A 19468-nucleotide genomic window follows, 5' to 3' on the forward strand; every position below is an offset into this window, starting at 1 on the left:
TAGTTATCTATGCTCCTGGGGACTTACTGACTTGCCGCCTTCCTGCAACCAGAATGATTCAGAGTATAAATTTATTGCGTATCCGCAGGCGGGATGCCGAAGTCTGGCATTCCGTTTTCTTGCCAGCGAATCAGCTTCAGGCGGGTGTGGCGGTTTGGATCGTAAAGCGGGTCGCCTTCAATCTCCGTATAGTTTCGCGCATGATAAACCAGCACATCTTTACCGTCTGCGGTTTGGGTAAAGCTGTTATGACCGGGGCCATATTGCCGGTTCTCGTAACTGGTACGGAATACCGGTTGCGGCGATTTATGCCAGTTGGCCGCTACTAGCGGGTCAGCGTTTACATCAATCCACAACAGTCCCATGCAGTAATTCTCGTCCGTGGCGCTGGCAGAGTAACTGATAAACAGCCTGTCGCCGTGAAACAGCACCGCCGGGCCTTCGTTTACCAGAAAACCTCTGCATTCCCAGTCGTATTCCGGCTTGCTCAGTAAGAGAGGTTCACCTTTTAACGTCCAGGGGTTTTCCATCTCCGCAATATAGAGGTTTGAATTACCGGAAATCTCCGGTGATTTCTGTGCCCACAGGTACCAGCGTTTACCCTGATGAACAAAGGTCGTGGCATCCAATGCAAAGGTGTCGAACGGGGTTTTCACCTGGCCTTTTTCGAGCCAGACCCCGCTAAGGGGATCGGCATCGGCGCACTCCAGCACAAACATACGGTGCTGGAACATGTTCAGCACATCCAGCGCCTTCGTCCAGGTGGCGGCAAAGTAGAGATACCATTTACCGTCGATATAATGGAGCTCAGGCGCCCAGATGAGTTCGCTCATTGGGCCGGTAGCCGGTTTACGCCAGACGGTCACGCCTTGCGCTTCGCGCAGCCCCTCCAAAGTACTGGCGCGGCGGATTTCCAGCCGGTCATATTCCGGGACTGAGGCCACAAAATAATAGTTGCCATCATGACGCAAAATATACGGGTCGGCACGCTGCTCAATAAAGGGATTCGGCCAGTTCATTATGCTTTCCTTACCTGTTCACCAACGGGAACGCCCTGGTTCTCGCTCAGTTCATGATAATTGACGCGGCGTTTTTCCAGATCGGCCTGAATGGTTTTCATCAGTTCCCGATCCACTTTCAGCAGGCGTACGACTCCTGCGGTAATCAGATAGCCCACGCCCGGAATAACGGTAAACAGCAGCAGGATGCCATTGATAGCGCTGGCACTCTGCGCTTTGGCACCTGCATCATAACCGTACCAGGAGAGTAAGAAGCCCACCATCGCACCAGCAACCGCCAGCCCCACTTTCAGGAAAAACAGGTTGCCAGAGAAGCTGATCCCGGTGATACGTTTGCCTGTTTTCCACTCGCCATAATCGTCCACATCCGCCATCAGCGACCAGTGCAGCGGGGAAGGGATCTGATGGAGAATATTCAACAGGAAGTAGAGCACCACAATCATGACCGTGGCTTTCGGATCGAAGAAGTAGAAGGCGCAGGAGAAAATCGCCAGCGCGATGTTAGTCCAGAAGAAGACTTTCAGCTTGCACCAGCGGTCGGTCAGGACTTTTGCCAGCATACTGCCGATCATCATGCCGACAACGCCCAGGCTGATAAAGAGAGTGGCGAAGTGAGTGCTTTGCCCCATGACCCAGGTCACGTAGTACATGGTGGCGGCCATGCGGATAAAGCCCGGGCAGACGTTACACAGCGTGAGCAGCAAAATCCGCACCCACTGGTCGTTTTTCCAGACATCCTTCATGTCCTTTTTCATATCGTCATGGGTTGGGACCGCCGGGCGCACACGCTCGCGAACTGTAGCGAAGCAGAACAAGAACATACACATGCCGATAAACGCCAGAACCGTCATCGCCATTTGATAGCCTTTGGCTTTGTCTTCGCCACCAAACCATTCGGCCATAGGGAGTAACGTCAGCGACAGCAGCAGGGTGGCAATCCCTACCATCACAAAACGATAAGACTGGCAGGCCACACGCTCTTTTGGATCGTTGGTAATCACGCCGCCTAACGAGCAGTAGGGGATATTGATCGCGGTGTAGGTGAGTGAAAGCAGGAAGTAGGTAATAAAGGCATAGATAACTTTGCTATGGTAGGTCCAGTCCGGTGTGGTAAACATCAGCACGCTGAACACGGCATAGGGCAAGGCTATCCACAAAAGCCATGGACGAAAACGTCCGTACTTGCTTTGGGTGCGGTCGGCTATCGCCCCCATGATCGGGTCGGTGATGGCATCTATCACGCGAATTGAAAGCAATAAGACGCCTACCAGTGCAGGTGCCAGACCGAAAATATCCGTGTAAAAGTAATTAACAAACAGCATGATGGCGCCAAAGATGATGTTGCATCCGGCATCGCCCATCCCGTAGCCGATTTTCTCTTTAACAGAGAGTTTACTGTTGTCCATCGACGATACTCCCAGTGAGTTGTGGGAATAATTATTCGCCCGCTAAACATAATTTGCGTTACAGGATGTTGGCGGGAACATGGACAAAACAGCTACATAGGGGAAAGTGTGAGGTTGGTAACAATTGAATAACAACCCTCTCCCGGGCGGGAGAGGGGAGCAGGCAAAATCAGTGCGCTTTCACCGCTTTTGCACTTTTCTCTTTAAACATATAGCCGACGCCAAGGATGACCAGCCATACCGGGATCAGGTAGACGGAGATAGCCATGCCGTCAGTCATCAGCATAATGACCAGTACGGCTGCCATAAACAGCAGGCAAATCCAGTTACCTAACGGGTACAACAGCGCCGGGAAACGCGGCGTCACGCCCTGCTGCTGTTTGGCTTTACGGAACTTCATATGAGCCAGGCTAATCATCGCCCAGTTGATGACCAGGGCAGAAACCACCAGTGCCATCAGCAGGCCAAATGCCGATTCAGGCGCCATATAGTTGATCAGTACGCACAGCGCAGTGACCACAGCGGAAACCAGAATGGTATTAACCGGAACACCACGTTTGTCGACGGAGAGCAGCGCTTTTGGCGCGTTCCCCTGCTGTGCGAGGCCGAACAGCATACGGCTGTTACAGTATACGCAACTGTTGTAAACCGACAGCGCGGCAGTCAGCACGACGATGTTCAATGCATTCGCCACGAAGGTGTCACCCAACTCATGGAAAATCAGTACAAACGGGCTGGTATCCGCGGTGACGCGCGTCCACGGCAGCAGAGACAGCAGGACAGCCAGTGAACCCACATAGAAGATCAGGATGCGGTAGATAACCTGGTTGGTCGCTTTTGGAATGCTCTGCTCCGGATTGTCCGCTTCTGCAGCCGTAATCCCTACCAGCTCAAGGCCACCAAAGGAGAACATGATGATAGCCATCATCATTACCAGGCCTGAGATACCGTGTGGTAAGAAACCGCCTTGCTCCCACAGGTTGCGTACTGTCGCCTGTGGACCTGCGCTGCCGCTGAACAGTAACCAGCCGCCGAACAGGATCATGGCCACTACAGCGACCACTTTAATAATGGCGAACCAGAACTCCATTTCACCAAACACTTTAACGTTGGTGAGGTTAATGGCGTTGATAATAACAAAGAAGGCCGCTGCGGAGACCCAGGTTGGGATTTCTGGCCACCAGAACTGGATATATTTACCAACGGCGGTGAGTTCCGCCATCGCAACCAGCACATACAGCACCCAGTAGTTCCAGCCGGAGGCAAAACCCGCGAAATTACCCCAGTATTTGTACGCGAAGTGGCTGAATGAGCCTGCAACCGGCTCCTCAACGACCATCTCGCCCAACTGGCGCATAATCAGAAAAGCAATGAAACCCGCAATGGCATAACCCAGGATAATCCCTGGCCCTGCAGAATTAATGACTGACGCGCTGCCCAGAAACAGGCCAGTCCCGATAGCGCCGCCCAGCGCGATAAGCTGAATATGGCGGTTCTTAAGGCCGCGCTTAAGCTGATCGCCGTGCTGTTGACCTTCCATCATGAAACCTCGTGTGTGGTTATTATGTCTACGCTGTTGTCTGCGTGTAAGGGAGAAATTCCATTTATTGTATTTTTTTATTTACGAAATGCTGACGTGAATTTGCACTCATCCCTTTCGTGAAGCTCAGAATAGTGGTAAGCGCTGGCGTTTGCACCTGCTTTGTGAAGGGGATATGACGACTTGCATAAAAAGAAACCATTTGTAAATCGCCTCGGTTCAGTCTGTTTTTTGCTCAATCGACTATTTATGCATTTATTTGGTTTTGGTATGCAAATCTATTCACACTGAATCGGTTCAAATTTAAATGAGCGCGTTTCAATAAAGTTAAAATTGCCTCTTTGGGAGTAAACGAGTCATTTGTGCAAGGTTACATGTTTGAAACGTTATTTCTGTAACGTTGTTAAAATGTGCAGTGTTTACTGATTTCAATCAAAACCTGTATGGACATAAGGTGAATACTTTGTTACTTTAGCGTCACGAATATGAAATTGGTAAGACCAATTTACTCCGGGCGAATGGTAGAGACAGGGAACAATGGCCTACAGCAAAATCCGCCAGCCAAAACTATCCGATGTGATTGAGCAGCAACTGGAGTTTTTGATTCTTGAGGGGACCTTGCGCCCCGGTGAAAAATTGCCTCCAGAACGCGAACTGGCCAAACAGTTCGATGTTTCACGTCCTTCACTGCGTGAGGCCATCCAGCGCCTCGAAGCGAAAGGGCTTCTGCTGCGTCGCCAGGGTGGCGGTACGTTTGTTCAAAGCAGCCTCTGGCAGAGCTTCAGCGATCCGCTCGTTGAGTTGCTCTCCGACCATCCCGAATCCCAATTTGATTTGCTCGAGACGCGTCACGCACTGGAAGGCATTGCCGCTTATTACGCCGCATTACGCAGCACGGACGAAGACAAGGTACGCATTGGCGAACTGCATCAGGCGATTGAACTGGCGCAGCAGTCCGGCGACCTCGACGCGGAATCGAACGCTGTCGTGCAATATCAAATCGCTGTAACCGAAGCGGCACATAATGTTGTGCTTTTACATCTGCTTCGTTGCATGGAACCTATGTTGGCACAGAATGTTCGTGAGAATTTCGAATTGCTCTACGCGCGCCGCGAGATGCTGCCGCTGGTGAGCAAGCATCGCAGCAGTATCTTTGCAGCCATTATGGCGGGCGAACCTGAAGAAGCGCGTGAAGCCTCTCATCGCCACCTGGCCTTTATCGAAGAGATCCTGCTGGACCGCAGCCGTGAGCAGAGCCGTCGTGAACGCTCGCTCCGTCGGCTGGAACAGAGAAAGAATTAGCATTTTCTGGTGGAGTTTGTGCCGGAAGAGTTGTAACCAGAGCGCCAAAAATTTAGAGCGCGGCAACTAAACGCAGAACCTGTCTTATTGCTCTTTTAGTTGTTCAAAATAATTCGGGTTGTATCGCGGCGGCAAATGCGCGAGGCGCCAGCAGCATAGTGAATTATGTGGCTGGTGCGAGGACGCGCAGCCAACAACGAGACAACCTGAGGTATGAAGAACAAAGAGGGCAATGGGACAGGTTCCAGATAACTCAACGTATTAGATAGATAAGGAATACCCCCCATGTCAGAACGTTTCCAAAATGACGTGGATCCGATTGAAACTCGCGACTGGCTACAGGCGATCGAATCGGTAATCCGTGAAGAAGGTGTTGAGCGTGCTCAGTATCTGATTGACCAGCTGCTTTCCGAAGCCCGCAAAGGCGGCGTGAAAGTTGCCGCTGGTACCGGAGCTAGCAACTATGTCAACACTATTGCCGTTGAAGACGAACCGGAATACCCGGGTAATCTGGAGCTGGAACGTCGTATTCGCTCGGCAATTCGCTGGAACGCTATCATGACGGTTCTGCGCGCTTCCAAGAAAGACCTCGAACTGGGCGGCCACATGGCGTCCTTCCAGTCTTCCGCAACTGTCTACGAAGTGTGCTTTAACCATTTCTTCCGTGCAGCCAACGAGAAAGACGGCGGCGATCTGGTGTACTTCCAGGGCCACATCTCTCCGGGCATCTATGCACGTGCCTTCCTGGAAGGCCGTCTGACTGAAGAGCAGATGAACAACTTCCGTCAGGAAGTTCATGGCAAAGGCCTGTCTTCTTATCCGCACCCGAAACTGATGCCGGAATTCTGGCAGTTCCCGACCGTATCCATGGGTCTGGGCCCTATCGGTGCGATCTATCAGGCAAAATTCCTGAAATATCTGGAACATCGTGGCCTGAAAGATACCTCTGAGCAGACTGTTTACGCCTTCCTGGGCGACGGTGAAATGGACGAGCCGGAATCTAAAGGCGCGATCACCATCGCTACCCGTGAGAAGCTGGACAACCTGTGCTTCATCATCAACTGTAACCTGCAGCGTCTTGATGGCCCGGTAACCGGTAACGGCAAGATCATCAACGAACTGGAAGGCATCTTCGCAGGTGCTGGCTGGAACGTGATCAAAGTGATGTGGGGCGGTCGTTGGGATGAGCTGCTGCGTAAAGACACCAGCGGTAAACTGATCCAGTTGATGAACGAAACCGTTGACGGTGACTACCAGACCTTCAAATCCAAAGACGGCGCCTACGTTCGCGAGCACTTCTTCGGCAAATACCCTGAAACCGCAGCACTGGTTGCAGACTGGACTGACGAGCAGATCTGGGCCCTGAACCGTGGTGGTCACGATCCGAAGAAAGTCTACGCTGCACTGAAAAAAGCGCGTGAAACCAAAGGTAAAGCGACTGTAATCCTGGCCCATACCATCAAAGGTTACGGCATGGGTGATACCGCAGAAGGTAAAAACATCGCGCACCAGGTTAAGAAAATGAACATGGACGGCGTGCGTTATATCCGCGACCGTTTCAACGTTCCAGTAACCGATGAGCAGGTTGAAAACCTCTCTTACCTGACCTTCCCGGAAGGTTCTGAAGAGTATAAGTACCTGCACGAACGTCGTCAGGCGCTGAAAGGCTACCTGCCTGCTCGTCAGCCTAAATTCACCGAGAAGCTGGAACTGCCTCTGCTTTCAGATTTCTCCCAACTGCTGGAAGAGCAGAATAAAGAGATTTCTACCACTATCGCCTTCGTTCGTGCCCTGAACGTGATGCTCAAGAACAAGTCGATCAAAGATCGTCTGGTTCCAATCATCGCTGACGAAGCACGTACCTTTGGTATGGAAGGTCTGTTCCGTCAGATTGGTATTTACAGCCCGAACGGTCAGCAGTACACCCCGCAGGACCGTGAGCAGGTTGCCTACTACAAAGAAGACGAGAAAGGCCAGATTCTGCAGGAAGGTATTAACGAGCTGGGCGCTGGCGCATCCTGGCTGGCTGCTGCGACCTCTTACAGCACCAACAACCTGCCGATGATCCCGTTCTACATCTATTACTCCATGTTCGGGTTCCAGCGTATCGGTGACCTGTGCTGGCAGGCTGGCGACCAACAGGCGCGCGGCTTCCTGGTAGGTGGTACTTCCGGTCGTACGACCCTGAACGGCGAAGGTCTGCAGCATGAAGATGGTCACAGCCACATTCAGTCTCTGACTATCCCGAACTGTATCTCTTACGACCCGGCTTACGCGTACGAAGTGGCGGTCATCATGCATGATGGTCTGACCCGTATGTACGGTGAAGCGCAAGAGAACGTGTACTACTACATCACCACGCTGAACGAAAACTACCATATGCCGGCAATGCCAGCAGGTGCCGAGGAAGGTATCCGTAAAGGTATCTACAAACTCGAAACCCTGGAAGGCAGCAAAGGTAAAGTTCAGCTGCTGGGCTCCGGTTCTATCCTGCGTCACGTGCGTGAAGCGGCACAGATCCTGGCGAAAGACTACGGCGTTGGTTCTGACGTTTATAGCGTCACTTCCTTCACTGAACTGGCTCGTGATGGCCAGGATTGTGAGCGCTGGAACATGCTGCACCCGCTGGAAACCCCGCGCGTTCCGTACATCGCTCAGGTGATGAACGATGCGCCGGCTGTGGCATCTACTGACTATATGAAACTGTTCGCAGAGCAGGTTCGTACTTATGTACCGGCTGATGATTACCGTGTACTGGGTACCGACGGCTTCGGCCGCTCTGACAGCCGTGAAAACCTGCGTCACCACTTCGAAGTTGATGCTTCTTATGTGGTTGTAGCAGCACTGGGCGAACTGGCTAAACGTGGCGAAATCGATAAGAAAGTGGTTGCGGAAGCAATTACCAAATTCAACATCGATGCAGAAAAAGTTAACCCGCGTCTGGCGTAAGAGGTAAAGAGATAATGGCTATCGAAATCAACGTACCGGACATCGGGGCTGATGAAGTTGAAATCACCGAGATTCTGGTCAAAGTGGGCGACAAAGTTGAAGCAGAACAGTCGCTGATCACCGTAGAAGGCGATAAAGCTTCTATGGAAGTCCCGTCTCCGCAGGCTGGCGTCGTTAAAGAAATTAAAGTTTCTGTTGGCGACAAAACCGAGACCGGCAAACTGATTATGATTTTCGATTCCGCCGACGGTGCAGCAGCCGCTGCACCTGCCAAGGCAGAAGAGAAGAAAGAAGCTGCACCTGCCGCCGCTGCACCCGCAGCTGCCGCAGCAGCGAAAGAAGTGAACGTGCCAGACATCGGCGGTGACGAAGTTGAAGTCACTGAGATCCTGGTGAAAGTCGGCGATACCGTTGCGGCTGAACAGTCTCTGATCACCGTAGAAGGCGACAAAGCCTCTATGGAAGTGCCAGCGCCGTTCGCGGGTACCGTTAAAGAGATCAAGATCAACACCGGCGACAAAGTGTCTACCGGGTCGCTTATCATGGTCTTCGAAGTGGCGGGTGCTGCACCTGCCGCCGCGCCTGCACAGGCGGCGGCTCCGGCTCAGGCCGCGGCCCCTGCTGCTGCCGGCGGCGTGAAAGACGTTAACGTACCGGACATCGGCGGTGACGAAGTTGAAGTCACCGAAGTGATGGTGAAAGTGGGTGATAAAGTTGCCGCTGAGCAGTCACTGATCACCGTTGAAGGCGACAAGGCTTCCATGGAAGTGCCGGCGCCGTTCGCAGGTACCGTTAAAGAGATCAAAATCAGCACTGGCGACAAAGTGTCTACCGGCTCCCTGATCATGGTCTTCGAAGTGGAAGGCGCTGCGCCTGCGGCGGCTCCGGCTCCGGCTGCTGCACCAGCCGCCGCTGCCCCGGCTCCGGCCGCTCAGGCTGCTAAACCTGCTGCTGCTCCTGCGGCGAAAGCAGAAGGCAAATCTGAGTTTGCTGAAAACGACGCTTATATTCACGCGACTCCGCTGATCCGCCGCCTGGCGCGCGAATTCGGTGTGAACCTGGCGAAAGTGAAGGGGACTGGCCGTAAAGGTCGTATCCTGCGCGAAGACGTTCAGACTTACGTGAAAGAGGCTATCAAGCGCGCAGAAGCTGCTCCTGCTGCTGCGACCGGTGGCGGTCTGCCTGGCATGCTGCCGTGGCCGAAAGTTGATTTCAGCAAGTTTGGTGAAATCGAAGAAGTGGAACTGGGTCGTATCCAGAAAATCTCTGGTGCTAACCTGAGCCGTAACTGGGTGATGATCCCGCACGTTACGCACTTCGACAAAACCGATATCACCGATCTGGAAGCGTTCCGTAAACAGCAGAACGCCGAAGCTGAGAAGCGTAAACTGGACGTGAAATTCACTCCGGTGGTCTTCATCATGAAAGCCGTTGCTGCTGCGCTGGAACAGATGCCGCGCTTCAACAGTTCTCTGTCCGAAGACGGTCAGCGTCTGACCCTGAAAAAATACATCAACATCGGTGTTGCAGTTGATACTCCGAACGGTCTGGTTGTTCCGGTCTTTAAAGACGTGAACAAGAAGAGCATCACTGAGTTGTCTCGTGAGCTGACCGTGATCTCCAAAAAAGCGCGTGATGGCAAGCTGACTGCTGGCGAAATGCAGGGCGGTTGCTTCACCATCTCCAGCATCGGTGGCCTGGGCACAACCCACTTCGCCCCGATTGTTAACGCGCCGGAAGTGGCTATTCTGGGTGTCTCCAAGTCTGCGATGGAGCCGGTCTGGAACGGTAAAGAGTTCGTTCCGCGTCTGATGATGCCGATCTCTCTGTCCTTCGACCACCGCGTGATTGACGGTGCTGATGGTGCTCGCTTCATTACCATCATCAACAATATGCTGTCAGACATCCGTCGTCTGGTGATGTAATCGAAAAGCCGGCCTGACGGCCGGCTTTTTCCTTTTAACCTCATAATGTCTGTGAGGTTATTAGCGAAACGAGAATTCGTGAGCCGTTTGTTGTTTCAAAATTGTTAACATTTTTGTAAACTGCGGGCGGATAGAACGTCCCGGTGGATAAAGGGCGACAAGTACCTGACTGCCGGAAATCAATAAGAGGTCATGATGAGTACTGAAATCAAAACTCAGGTCGTGGTACTTGGGGCAGGCCCGGCAGGTTACTCTGCTGCCTTCCGTTGCGCTGATTTAGGTCTGGAAACCGTTATCGTAGAACGTTACAACACCCTCGGCGGTGTTTGTCTGAACGTCGGTTGTATCCCTTCGAAAGCGCTGCTGCACGTAGCGAAAGTTATTGAAGAAGCTAAAGCGCTGGCGACTCACGGTATCGTATTTGGTGAGCCGCAGACTGATATCGATAAAATCCGTACCTGGAAAGAGAAAGTTATCACTCAACTGACCGGCGGCCTGGCAGGCATGGCGAAAGGCCGTAAAGTTAAAGTGGTCAACGGCCTGGGTAAATTCACCGGTGCGAACACCCTGGAAGTGGAAGGCGAAAACGGCAAAACCGTGATCAATTTCGACAACGCCATCATCGCAGCGGGTTCCCGTCCGATCGAACTGCCGTTTATTCCGCATGAAGATCCGCGCGTATGGGACTCCACCGATGCACTGGAGCTGAAAACCGTTCCTAAGCGTCTGCTGGTTATGGGCGGCGGTATCATCGGCCTGGAAATGGGTACCGTTTACCATGCGCTGGGTTCACAGATTGACGTGGTTGAAATGTTCGACCAGGTTATCCCGGCTGCCGATAAAGACATCGTGAAAGTCTTCACCAAACGCATCAGCCAGAAATTCAACCTGATGCTGGAAACCAAAGTGACTGCCGTTGAAGCGAAAGAAGACGGTATTTACGTTTCCATGGAAGGCAAAAAAGCCCCTGCAGAACCACAACGTTATGATGCAGTGCTGGTCGCTATCGGTCGTGTACCGAACGGCAAACTGCTGGACGCAGGCCAGGCGGGTGTTGAAGTTGACGAGCGTGGCTTTATCCGCGTTGACAAGCAGCTGCGCACCAACGTACCGCACATCTATGCTATCGGCGATATCGTCGGTCAGCCGATGCTGGCGCACAAAGGTGTTCACGAAGGTCACGTCGCTGCCGAAGTTATCGCTGGCAAAAAACACTACTTCGATCCGAAAGTTATCCCGTCTATCGCGTACACCGAGCCAGAGGTTGCATGGGTTGGTCTGACTGAGAAAGAAGCGAAAGAGAAAGGCATCAGCTACGAAACCGCCACCTTCCCGTGGGCTGCTTCTGGTCGTGCTATTGCTTCTGACTGCGCAGACGGTATGACCAAACTGATTTTCGACAAAGAGACTCACCGCGTAATCGGTGGTGCGATTGTCGGTACCAACGGCGGCGAGCTGCTGGGTGAAATCGGTCTGGCTATCGAAATGGGTTGTGACGCTGAAGACATCGCGCTGACTATCCACGCGCACCCGACGTTGCACGAGTCTGTTGGTCTGGCAGCCGAAGTGTTCGAAGGTAGTATCACCGACCTGCCGAACCCGAAAGCGAAGAAAAAATAATTTCGCTTCATACTAAGCGCCTCTTCGGAGGCGTTTTTTTTGCCTGTCCTTCGGGAATAAATTCATAATTTCTCCATTTTGGTATAAATAATGCGCGCGATCTGCCGATGTATATAATCCACACCTTATCGATGGGAGAGGGAGTTTCATCGTCATGATCACTGGCATCAACAACAAGACGTTTCTGACCACGCTGTCGCATCTGGCTTCCTCTGTCGGGAACTCCTCACCGACAGTAAAATCCAACGGCACGGCGCTGCCCGCTGCGGCATCTGCCTCTGCGAAGGTGATTTTTGGCAGTCAGACGGCAGAAATTGCCGCCGTGTACTCCATGTCGCCAACCAAAATCAGCGATGCTGCGAAAGCATCAACGCAAGCGGATAGTGCGCTTTCGGGCCTGATGCAACTTGGGTTGAGCAGTGAAGGCGTATCCTCGCTAAGCGGGCTGGGGGGATTACTCCTCAGTAACTACGCCGATAATCAGGGCGATGTGAGTCAGGCGCTGACCAGCCTCGGGCTGGACACCAACACGAGCTTCCCAACCAAATCTGCCGTGTCGCTGAATATCACGACGCAATCGGGTTCTGTTGTACATCTGAATCTGACGCGTCAGAGTGATGGTATTGCGGTAGAGCTCACGACCGAAGGCGGCAAAGCCAGCGATGACGAAGCGGCAGAAATCGCAAAATTGGGAAATGCCTTCCAGTCTGCGCTTAACGGTCTGAGCGAGAAGCCTCCGAGAATGGACGTTTCCGGCCTGACGCAGTTTGACAGTTCACTCATCAAATCCGTCGATCTGAAAACTGACCTCAGCCGTGGCGATCTGTCGCAGCAATCCCTGAACTTCCATGCTGACGATAAAGAACGCTGGATTGGCTATCAGGATAATAATTTCTCGCTGAAAATGACCAGCGATACGTCTAATCCGTCTCTGGTGGGCACTGCGGCTGAACAACAGGCTGCATTAAACGCCTGGGATAGCAAGTTTGATAAAGCGCGTCGTGATGGTCATGGCGATAGCGATCAAATGGCGATGCTTAAGACTGCGTTCCATGCGCTGAATAAGACGCAGCCAAAAGAGAGCAGCAAGGCGAGCTCACCGAGCGCTATCCAGATGGGCGGTGACGGCAAGGTACAGGTCCGTGGTCTGAGTGATTTCTCCCTGTCGCTGACAGAAACGGAGAAAGCCATCAACCCGTATCGTATGGATGAGAAAGAGAGCTTCGCGTACCAGGCATCGCAATCGACACAAGAGAGTACGTCGCATGATGGTTCGCTAAGCGTTAAGCAGACGCTGCATACGCATCTGACCGCGTCCTGGTATCAGGCGCTGGATCCGGCTACGCCGCTTTCGCTTAACTCGAGCAAAAATTCACAGAATTATCTGTACCATACTGTGGATAATGAAGAAACCAACGCCACCACCTTCAATTACAATGCGAAAGGCCTCCTCACCAGTATTGGTAACCATACGCAGGTGAATAATGTCGAAACGGTGCGTAAGTATGTTTTGGGCGAGCTGGTGGACAAAACCATCACCCCAGAAAAGTATGAGCGCAACAACTTACTCTCTATGTCAAAAGACAAGTAACGTTTCTTCTGATACGGTCCTGCGGGGCCGTATTGCGTGGTTTCTACCGTTTTTTCTCTGTCTTTAAAAGACGATTTCCTCTGCTTTATCCTGCCCTTAACGATTCAGCCAATTTTTAATGTTGCTTTTTTGTAAACAGATTAACACCCCCTGAAAATCCTGCTATCCTGCCCGTTGCGGTATTGCGGATTTACCCTACAAACTGCTGTCTCACAGGAGCGTGAAGAGAATCGCCTGCCGCATTATGACAATGAGAGCGAGGAGAACCGTCGTGCTAGTAGAATACCGTAAGCACGTAGCCGAACGTGCCGCTGAGGGAATTGCGCCAAAACCGCTAGATGCAACCCAGATGGCAGCACTTGTTGAGCTGCTGAAAAACCCGCCTGCTGGCGAAGAAGATTTCCTGTTAGACCTCCTGACCAACCGTGTCCCGCCGGGCGTTGATGAAGCTGCCTATGTAAAAGCGGGTTTCCTTGCTGCGATTACCAAAGGTGAAGCCACTTCTCCGCTGGTTACCCCGGAAAAAGCCATCGAATTGCTGGGTACCATGCAGGGTGGTTACAACATTCATCCACTGATTGACGCGCTGGATAACGACAAACTGGCGCCCGGTGCTGCGAAAGCGCTCTCCCACACCCTGCTGATGTTCGATAATTTCTACGACGTAGAAGAAAAAGCGAAGGCGGGCAATGCATACGCGCAGCAGGTACTGAAATCCTGGGCCGATGCTGAGTGGTTCCTGAGCCGTCCGGCGCTGGCGGAAAAAATTACCGTTACCGTCTTTAAAGTGACCGGTGAAACCAACACCGATGACCTGTCTCCGGCTCCGGATGCCTGGTCGCGCCCGGATATCCCGCTGCATGCACTGGCGATGCTGAAAAACGCCCGTGAAGGTATCGAGCCGGATCAGCCAGGCGCTGTTGGTCCGATCAAACAGATCGAGGCCTTGCAACAGAAAGGTTTCCCGCTGGCCTACGTCGGTGACGTTGTGGGTACCGGTTCTTCCCGTAAGTCCGCCACCAACTCCGTGCTGTGGTTTATGGGGGATGACATTCCTCACGTACCGAACAAACGCGGTGGTGGCCTGGTGCTGGGCGGTAAAATTGCGCCGATCTTCTTCAACACGATGGAAGATGCGGGCGCACTGCCGATTGAAGTGGACGTGAATAACCTGAATATGGGCGACGTGATCGACGTTTACCCGTTCAAAGGTGAAGTACGCAACCACGACACCAACGAACTGCTGGCCACTTTCGAACTGAAAACCGACGTGCTGATCGATGAAGTGCGCGCCGGTGGCCGTATTCCGCTGATTATCGGTCGTGGTTTGACGACCAAAGCGCGTGAAGCGCTGGGGCTGCCGCACAGCGATGTCTTCCGTCAGGCGAAAGACGTGGCGGAAAGCAGCCGTGGTTATTCACTGGCACAGAAAATGGTCGGTCGCGCCTGTGGCGTTGCGGGTATCCGTCCGGGTGCTTACTGCGAGCCGAAGATGACCTCTGTAGGTTCTCAGGATACCACCGGTCCGATGACCCGTGATGAACTGAAAGACCTGGCGTGCCTCGGCTTCTCTGCCGACCTGGTTATGCAGTCCTTCTGCCACACGGCGGCCTATCCGAAGCCGGTTGACGTGACCACGCACCATACGCTGCCGGACTTCATTATGAACCGTGGCGGTGTATCGCTGCGTCCTGGCGACGGCGTTATTCACTCCTGGCTGAACCGCATGTTGCTGCCGGATACCGTTGGTACCGGTGGTGACTCCCACACCCGCTTCCCGATTGGCATCTCCTTCCCGGCGGGTTCCGGTCTGGTGGCGTTTGCCGCGGCGACCGGCGTGATGCCGCTCGACATGCCGGAATCTGTTCTGGTGCGCTTTAAAGGCAAAATGCAGCCGGGCATCACCCTGCGTGACCTCGTGCATGCGATTCCGCTGTACGCCATCAAACAGGGCCTGCTGACCGTTGAGAAGAAAGGCAAGAAAAACATCTTCTCTGGCCGCATCCTGGAGATTGAAGGTCTGCCGGATCTGAAAGTTGAGCAGGCTTTTGAGCTGACCGATGCCTCTGCTGAACGTTCCGCTGCGGGCTGTACCATCAAGCTGAACAAAGACCCGATCATCGAGTACCTGAACTCCAACATCGTTCTGCTCAAGTGGATGATCGCAGAAGGCTACGGCGATCGTCGTACGCTGGAGCGTCGCATTCAGGGTATGGAAAAATGGCTGGCGGATCCGCAACTGCTCGAAGCGGATGCGGATGCAGAGTACGCGGCCGTGATCGACATCGATCTGGCAGAAATCAAAGAGCCGATTCTCTGTGCGCCGAACGATCCGGATGACGCACGTCTGCTTTCTGATGTTCAGGGCGCGCAGATCGATGAAGTCTTCATCGGTTCCTGCATGACCAACATCGGTCACTTCCGTGCTGCCGGTAAACTGCTGGATGCCCATAAAGGCCAGTTGCCGACCCGCCTGTGGGTTGCGCCGCCGACCCGTATGGATGCCGCGCAGTTGACCGAAGAGGGCTACTACAGCGTGTTTGGTAAGAGCGGTGCGCGTATTGAGATCCCGGGTTGCTCCCTGTGTATGGGCAACCAGGCGCGCGTAGCGGACGGTGCGACGGTGGTCTCCACCTCGACCCGTAACTTCCCGAACCGTTTAGGTACCGGTGCAAATGTTTATCTGGCGTCTGCTGAACTGGCGGCGGTGGCTTCTCTGCTCGGCAAACTGCCGACGCCGGAAGAGTACCAGACCTATATTGCTCAGGTTGATAAGACGGCGGTGGATACCTACCGTTATCTGAACTTCGACCAGTTGAACCAGTATACGGACAAAGCTGACGGCGTCATTTTCCAGACAGCGGTGTAAGGGTTCCCCTCTCCCCGAGGGGCGAGGGGGACTGTCCAGACCATACTTTCCCTGTGGGAGAGGGCTGGGGGTGAGGGAATCAGACCGCACCATATTCCAAAGCGGAGATCTTCTCCGCTTTTTTATTGCTTCCTTCCCGCCGTTACGCTTTTTTTCTTCCGTTGTGCTGCGATAATTACCTTATGGGCTGACGATAAGCCTGCATGAGGAAGAAATTATGGATTACGAATTTTTGCGTGATATTACCGGTGGGGTAAAGGTACGCATGTCGATGGGCCATGAAGCTGTCGGGCACTGGTTTAATGAAGAAGTGAAAGATAACCTGGCCCTGCTTGATGAAGTGGAACAGGCGGCGCATACCGTGAAAGGCAGCGAGCGTTCCTGGCAGCGCGCCGGGCATGAATATACGCTGTGGATGGATGGCGAAGAGGTCATGGTACGCGCCAACCAACTGGAATTCTCAGGTGATGAGATGGAAGAAGGGATGAGCTATTACGATGAAGAGAGTCTGTCGATGTGCGGCGTGGAAGACTTTCTCAATGTGGTAGCGGCATATCGCGAATTTCTTAAACAGCGTTAATTTTCCCCCTTGTTTCACCGGGGCCGGTCTTCCGCATTGCCGGGAACCGGCGCTCTGTCCTTACAAATGCGCGTAGTGAAAAACCTCAGCTGTTTTTCATATTTCCCTTTGTCGAATTTTTACGCTGGAATGGTCTTCCGGACACCTTACGGAGACTGAGATGAAAGCGTTTATTTCCCGTTATTTTTTGCGCGGTTCAGCGCGCGCGCAACGCCATGATGCGGAACATAACAGCAGACGAATGATGGAATCGCTGCTCGCCGTTGCCAGCCTGTACGGTGTTGATGTCGCCAACGTGGACGTGGAGTGGTTCCATGACCAAACAACACGCTGAACATCGCGCGACCCGCGAAACCTACTGGAATGAGCGATGCGTTCTGGCAAACAGACCGGAGCATCCCTGCTCCGTTGTAGATCACACGGCCGGAATGTTGCGACCGTAGTAAATCTCACGCATCTCTTTCCATAAGGCTTCTGTAATCTCTTTGCGTTCCTGCGCGGTCAGCTCTTCTGGCCTGGTATGGAACATGTAGTGCTTAAGGTCGAATTCTTTAAGCAACATCTTGGTGTGGAAAATGTTTTCCTGGTAAACATTCACATCCACCATGTCATACAGCGACTTCATATCCTCTGACATAAAATTCTGAATGGAATTGATCTCGTGATCGATAAAGTGCTTCATGCCGTTCACGTCACGGGTAAAGCCACGCACGCGATAATCGATCGTCACAATGTCCGATTCAAGCTGGTGAATCAGATAATTCAGCGCTTTCAGCGGCGAAATCACCCCGCAGGTCGACACTTCTATATCCGCGCGAAAAGTACACAGCCCGCCTTCCGGGTGGCTTTCCGGATAGGTATGCACACAGATATGGCTCTTATCGAGATGGGCGACCACGGCTTCCGGCAGCGGGCCGGGGTGCTCGGTTTTATCTATGAGCTGCGGGTCGACCGGTTCTTCGCTGACCAGAATAGTCACGCTCGCACCCTGCGGCTCATAATCCTGACGGGCGATATTAAGAATATTGGCGCCAATGATATTGCAGGTTTCCGTCAGGATTTCTGTCAGACGATTAGCGTTATAGAGTTCATCGATATAAGCGATATACCCGTCACGCTCTGCTTCTGTCTTGGCATAGCAGATATCGTAAATACAAAAACTCAGGCTCTTGGTCAGGTTGTTAAAGCCATGCAGTTTGAGTTTTTTCAATTTCGTATCTCTCCTTAGGACGACTGTGAAGAGAGTGCGTCTTGCAGATATTGTGGCAGAGCAAATGCCGCCGTATGAATGGCCGGATTGTAATAACGGCACGTCAGGCCTGCATTGTGGAAACGCGCCTGAATAATTTCGCTGGAAAGGTGACGTAGCGCTTCATTATCCGTCGCCCAGGCAAAGGTCATAATGCCACCGTAATAGGTGGGAATGGCTGCCTGGTAAAAACCGACATCGGCAAAGTAATGACCGAGCTTACGATGGCTGTCCAGCGCTTCATCCTGTTGCAGGAAGCAGACGCCATTCTGTGCCACAAAGATACCGCCGGGATTCAGGCAACGTTTGCAGCCTTCGTAAAACGCGGAGGTAAACAGACTTTCGCCGGGACCGACCGGATCGGTACAGTCGGAAATGATCACGTCAAACGTTTGTGTGGTCTGCGTTACAAAGTTTACGCCATCATCGATAACCAACTGGAAACGGGGATCATCGTAAGCGCCAGCGTTGTGTTTTGGCAGGTACTGGCGGCAGAAAGAGACGACGCCGGCATCAATTTCGACCATGGTAATGGTCTCGATGTTTTTATGGCGGCTGACTTCACGCAGCATAGCGCCATCACCACCGCCGATAATCAACACCTGTTTCGCGCGGCCATGGGCGAGCAGCGGAACGTGGGTCATCATTTCATGATAGATAAATTCGTCGCGTTCGGTGGTTTGCACCACGCCATCGAGTGCCATTACGCGGCCAAAAGCGGCGTTTTCGAAAATGATAAGGTCCTGGTGCCCGGTTTTCTCGTGGTACAGCACCTTATCAACGGCAAAGTATTGCCCAAACTGATCGTGCAGCGTTTCGTGCCACAACGTGTTATCGGCCATAGGTTGCTCCTTTGTTAACACCTGCTCAAAACAGGCGCAACATCATAGCTAACTCTGACCGTGGATGCACGGTCAGCGTCCCCCACTGGAAATAACTTATTTCACGTAAGCGAGCAGGCTGAGCGAGTCACGCGCCAGCGCTTTGCATTTTTTGGCGGTAGGAATGCGGATGCCACTCAGGTCGCGGTAGCTTGCTTCACCGAGCGATTTCATGTCCCAGGCGTCGTAATTGCTCAGATCCCACTTGTTCTGCTGTGCGAAGAAAACCAGCGCCCGGCGAATCTGACCATTAGGTAAATTATTATAACCGCAGTCATTTTTCAGAAAAACAAACACAGCCGTAAGGTCAGCCATATCTTCCGCTTCGGATTCATTCAGGGCGTAGCTATTAGCGGAGACAGCCAGCAGGCTGCCGAATAAAATTGTTCTGAAAAGCGTCTTCATTATTTCTACCACGGCATAACGGAAATTAAACGTTAGCACACTGTTGGCGAGGCGACGATATTTATTATTGTCCGATTACTGCCACTTTTCTTGACCTTCCGGCAAGGGGAGGGTTTATGCTCAAATTCCAGG

General features: G+C 52.8%; 14 protein-coding genes. 8 read left to right on the plus strand and 6 right to left on the minus strand.

What is annotated here, in order from left to right; genetic code table 11:
• Nucleotides 1–71: 71 nt before the first annotated feature.
• The 3 genes from IP582_RS03895 to aroP all read right to left on the minus strand — a co-directional run bounded on the left by IP582_RS03895 (nt 72) and on the right by aroP (nt 3968).
• Nucleotides 72–1022: a family 43 glycosylhydrolase gene (locus IP582_RS03895; protein WP_193796177.1), complete on the minus strand. Its 951-nt coding sequence runs from the start codon at nt 1020–1022 to the stop codon at nt 72–74.
• Nucleotides 1019–2425, minus strand: a complete 1407-nt coding sequence (locus IP582_RS03900) for a glycoside-pentoside-hexuronide (GPH):cation symporter (RefSeq protein WP_193795138.1) — start codon at nt 2423–2425, stop codon at nt 1019–1021. The genes IP582_RS03895 and IP582_RS03900 overlap by 4 nt, the downstream gene beginning before the upstream one ends.
• A gap of 169 nt (nt 2426–2594) precedes the next feature.
• Nucleotides 2595–3968: an aromatic amino acid transporter AroP gene (gene aroP / locus IP582_RS03905; RefSeq protein ID WP_107224044.1), complete on the minus strand. Its 1374-nt coding sequence runs from the start codon at nt 3966–3968 to the stop codon at nt 2595–2597.
• Between the two features lie 534 nt (nt 3969–4502).
• Between aroP and pdhR the strand changes: the two genes are divergently transcribed.
• From pdhR to IP582_RS03945, 8 genes are all read left to right on the plus strand, one after another.
• A complete protein-coding gene (pdhR, locus tag IP582_RS03910; RefSeq protein WP_039078390.1) occupies nt 4503–5267 on the plus strand; it encodes a pyruvate dehydrogenase complex transcriptional repressor PdhR in 765 nt (254 codons plus the stop codon).
• A gap of 285 nt (nt 5268–5552) precedes the next feature.
• A complete protein-coding gene (gene aceE, locus IP582_RS03915) occupies nt 5553–8216 on the plus strand; it encodes a pyruvate dehydrogenase (acetyl-transferring), homodimeric type (RefSeq protein ID WP_193795139.1) in 2664 nt (887 codons plus the stop codon).
• A gap of 14 nt (nt 8217–8230) precedes the next feature.
• Nucleotides 8231–10141, plus strand: coding sequence for a pyruvate dehydrogenase complex dihydrolipoyllysine-residue acetyltransferase (gene aceF / locus IP582_RS03920; protein WP_193795140.1), 1911 nt, complete (start codon nt 8231–8233; stop codon nt 10139–10141).
• Between the two features lie 195 nt (nt 10142–10336).
• Nucleotides 10337–11761 carry a dihydrolipoyl dehydrogenase gene (lpdA, locus tag IP582_RS03925; protein ID WP_193796178.1) on the plus strand — a complete coding sequence of 475 codons (1425 nt, stop codon included), beginning with the start codon at nt 10337–10339 and terminating at the stop codon, nt 11759–11761.
• A gap of 154 nt (nt 11762–11915) precedes the next feature.
• Nucleotides 11916–13352 (plus strand): hypothetical protein, encoded by a 1437-nt coding sequence (locus IP582_RS03930; protein ID WP_228007937.1) that lies wholly within the window; start codon nt 11916–11918, stop codon nt 13350–13352.
• A gap of 271 nt (nt 13353–13623) precedes the next feature.
• The gene (gene acnB / locus IP582_RS03935) at nt 13624–16221 is read left to right on the plus strand and encodes a bifunctional aconitate hydratase 2/2-methylisocitrate dehydratase (protein WP_107224042.1); all 2598 of its coding nucleotides are present in this window, start codon (nt 13624–13626) and stop codon (nt 16219–16221) included.
• A gap of 217 nt (nt 16222–16438) precedes the next feature.
• The gene (gene yacL / locus IP582_RS03940) at nt 16439–16801 is read left to right on the plus strand and encodes a protein YacL (RefSeq protein WP_039078394.1); all 363 of its coding nucleotides are present in this window, start codon (nt 16439–16441) and stop codon (nt 16799–16801) included.
• 160 nt (nt 16802–16961) lie between these two features.
• Nucleotides 16962–17135: a hypothetical protein gene (locus IP582_RS03945; protein WP_193796348.1), complete on the plus strand. Its 174-nt coding sequence runs from the start codon at nt 16962–16964 to the stop codon at nt 17133–17135.
• Between the two features lie 81 nt (nt 17136–17216).
• Here the strand turns inward: IP582_RS03945 and speD are convergent, their stop codons facing one another.
• From speD to IP582_RS03960, 3 genes are all read right to left on the minus strand, one after another.
• Nucleotides 17217–18011, minus strand: coding sequence for an adenosylmethionine decarboxylase (speD, locus tag IP582_RS03950; RefSeq protein WP_125125322.1), 795 nt, complete (start codon nt 18009–18011; stop codon nt 17217–17219).
• A gap of 14 nt (nt 18012–18025) precedes the next feature.
• On the minus strand, nt 18026–18892 hold the full coding sequence (gene speE, locus IP582_RS03955) for a polyamine aminopropyltransferase (protein ID WP_193795141.1): 867 nt from the start codon (nt 18890–18892) through the stop codon (nt 18026–18028).
• Nucleotides 18893–18988: 96 nt separating this feature from the next.
• Nucleotides 18989–19336: a YacC family pilotin-like protein gene (locus IP582_RS03960; protein WP_193795142.1), complete on the minus strand. Its 348-nt coding sequence runs from the start codon at nt 19334–19336 to the stop codon at nt 18989–18991.
• Nucleotides 19337–19468: the final 132 nt, after the last annotated feature.

The sequence above is a fragment of the Citrobacter sp. BDA59-3 genome (assembly GCF_015167655.1).
Classification (GTDB): domain Bacteria; phylum Pseudomonadota; class Gammaproteobacteria; order Enterobacterales; family Enterobacteriaceae; genus Phytobacter; species Phytobacter diazotrophicus.

Coding starts and splice junctions, on each gene's coding strand:
- aceF (WP_193795140.1), top strand. CDS start 8,231: ATGGCTATCGAAATCAACGTACCGGACATCGGGGCTGATGAAGTTGAA.
- speE (WP_193795141.1), bottom strand. CDS start 18,892: ATGGCCGATAACACGTTGTGGCACGAAACGCTGCACGATCAGTTTGGG.
- IP582_RS03945 (WP_193796348.1), top strand. CDS start 16,962: ATGAAAGCGTTTATTTCCCGTTATTTTTTGCGCGGTTCAGCGCGCGCG.
- pdhR (WP_039078390.1), top strand. CDS start 4,503: ATGGCCTACAGCAAAATCCGCCAGCCAAAACTATCCGATGTGATTGAG.
- yacL (WP_039078394.1), top strand. CDS start 16,439: ATGGATTACGAATTTTTGCGTGATATTACCGGTGGGGTAAAGGTACGC.
- IP582_RS03960 (WP_193795142.1), bottom strand. CDS start 19,336: ATGAAGACGCTTTTCAGAACAATTTTATTCGGCAGCCTGCTGGCTGTC.
- lpdA (WP_193796178.1), top strand. CDS start 10,337: ATGAGTACTGAAATCAAAACTCAGGTCGTGGTACTTGGGGCAGGCCCG.
- aceE (WP_193795139.1), top strand. CDS start 5,553: ATGTCAGAACGTTTCCAAAATGACGTGGATCCGATTGAAACTCGCGAC.
- IP582_RS03930 (WP_228007937.1), top strand. CDS start 11,916: ATGATCACTGGCATCAACAACAAGACGTTTCTGACCACGCTGTCGCAT.
- aroP (WP_107224044.1), bottom strand. CDS start 3,968: ATGATGGAAGGTCAACAGCACGGCGATCAGCTTAAGCGCGGCCTTAAG.
- IP582_RS03900 (WP_193795138.1), bottom strand. CDS start 2,425: ATGGACAACAGTAAACTCTCTGTTAAAGAGAAAATCGGCTACGGGATG.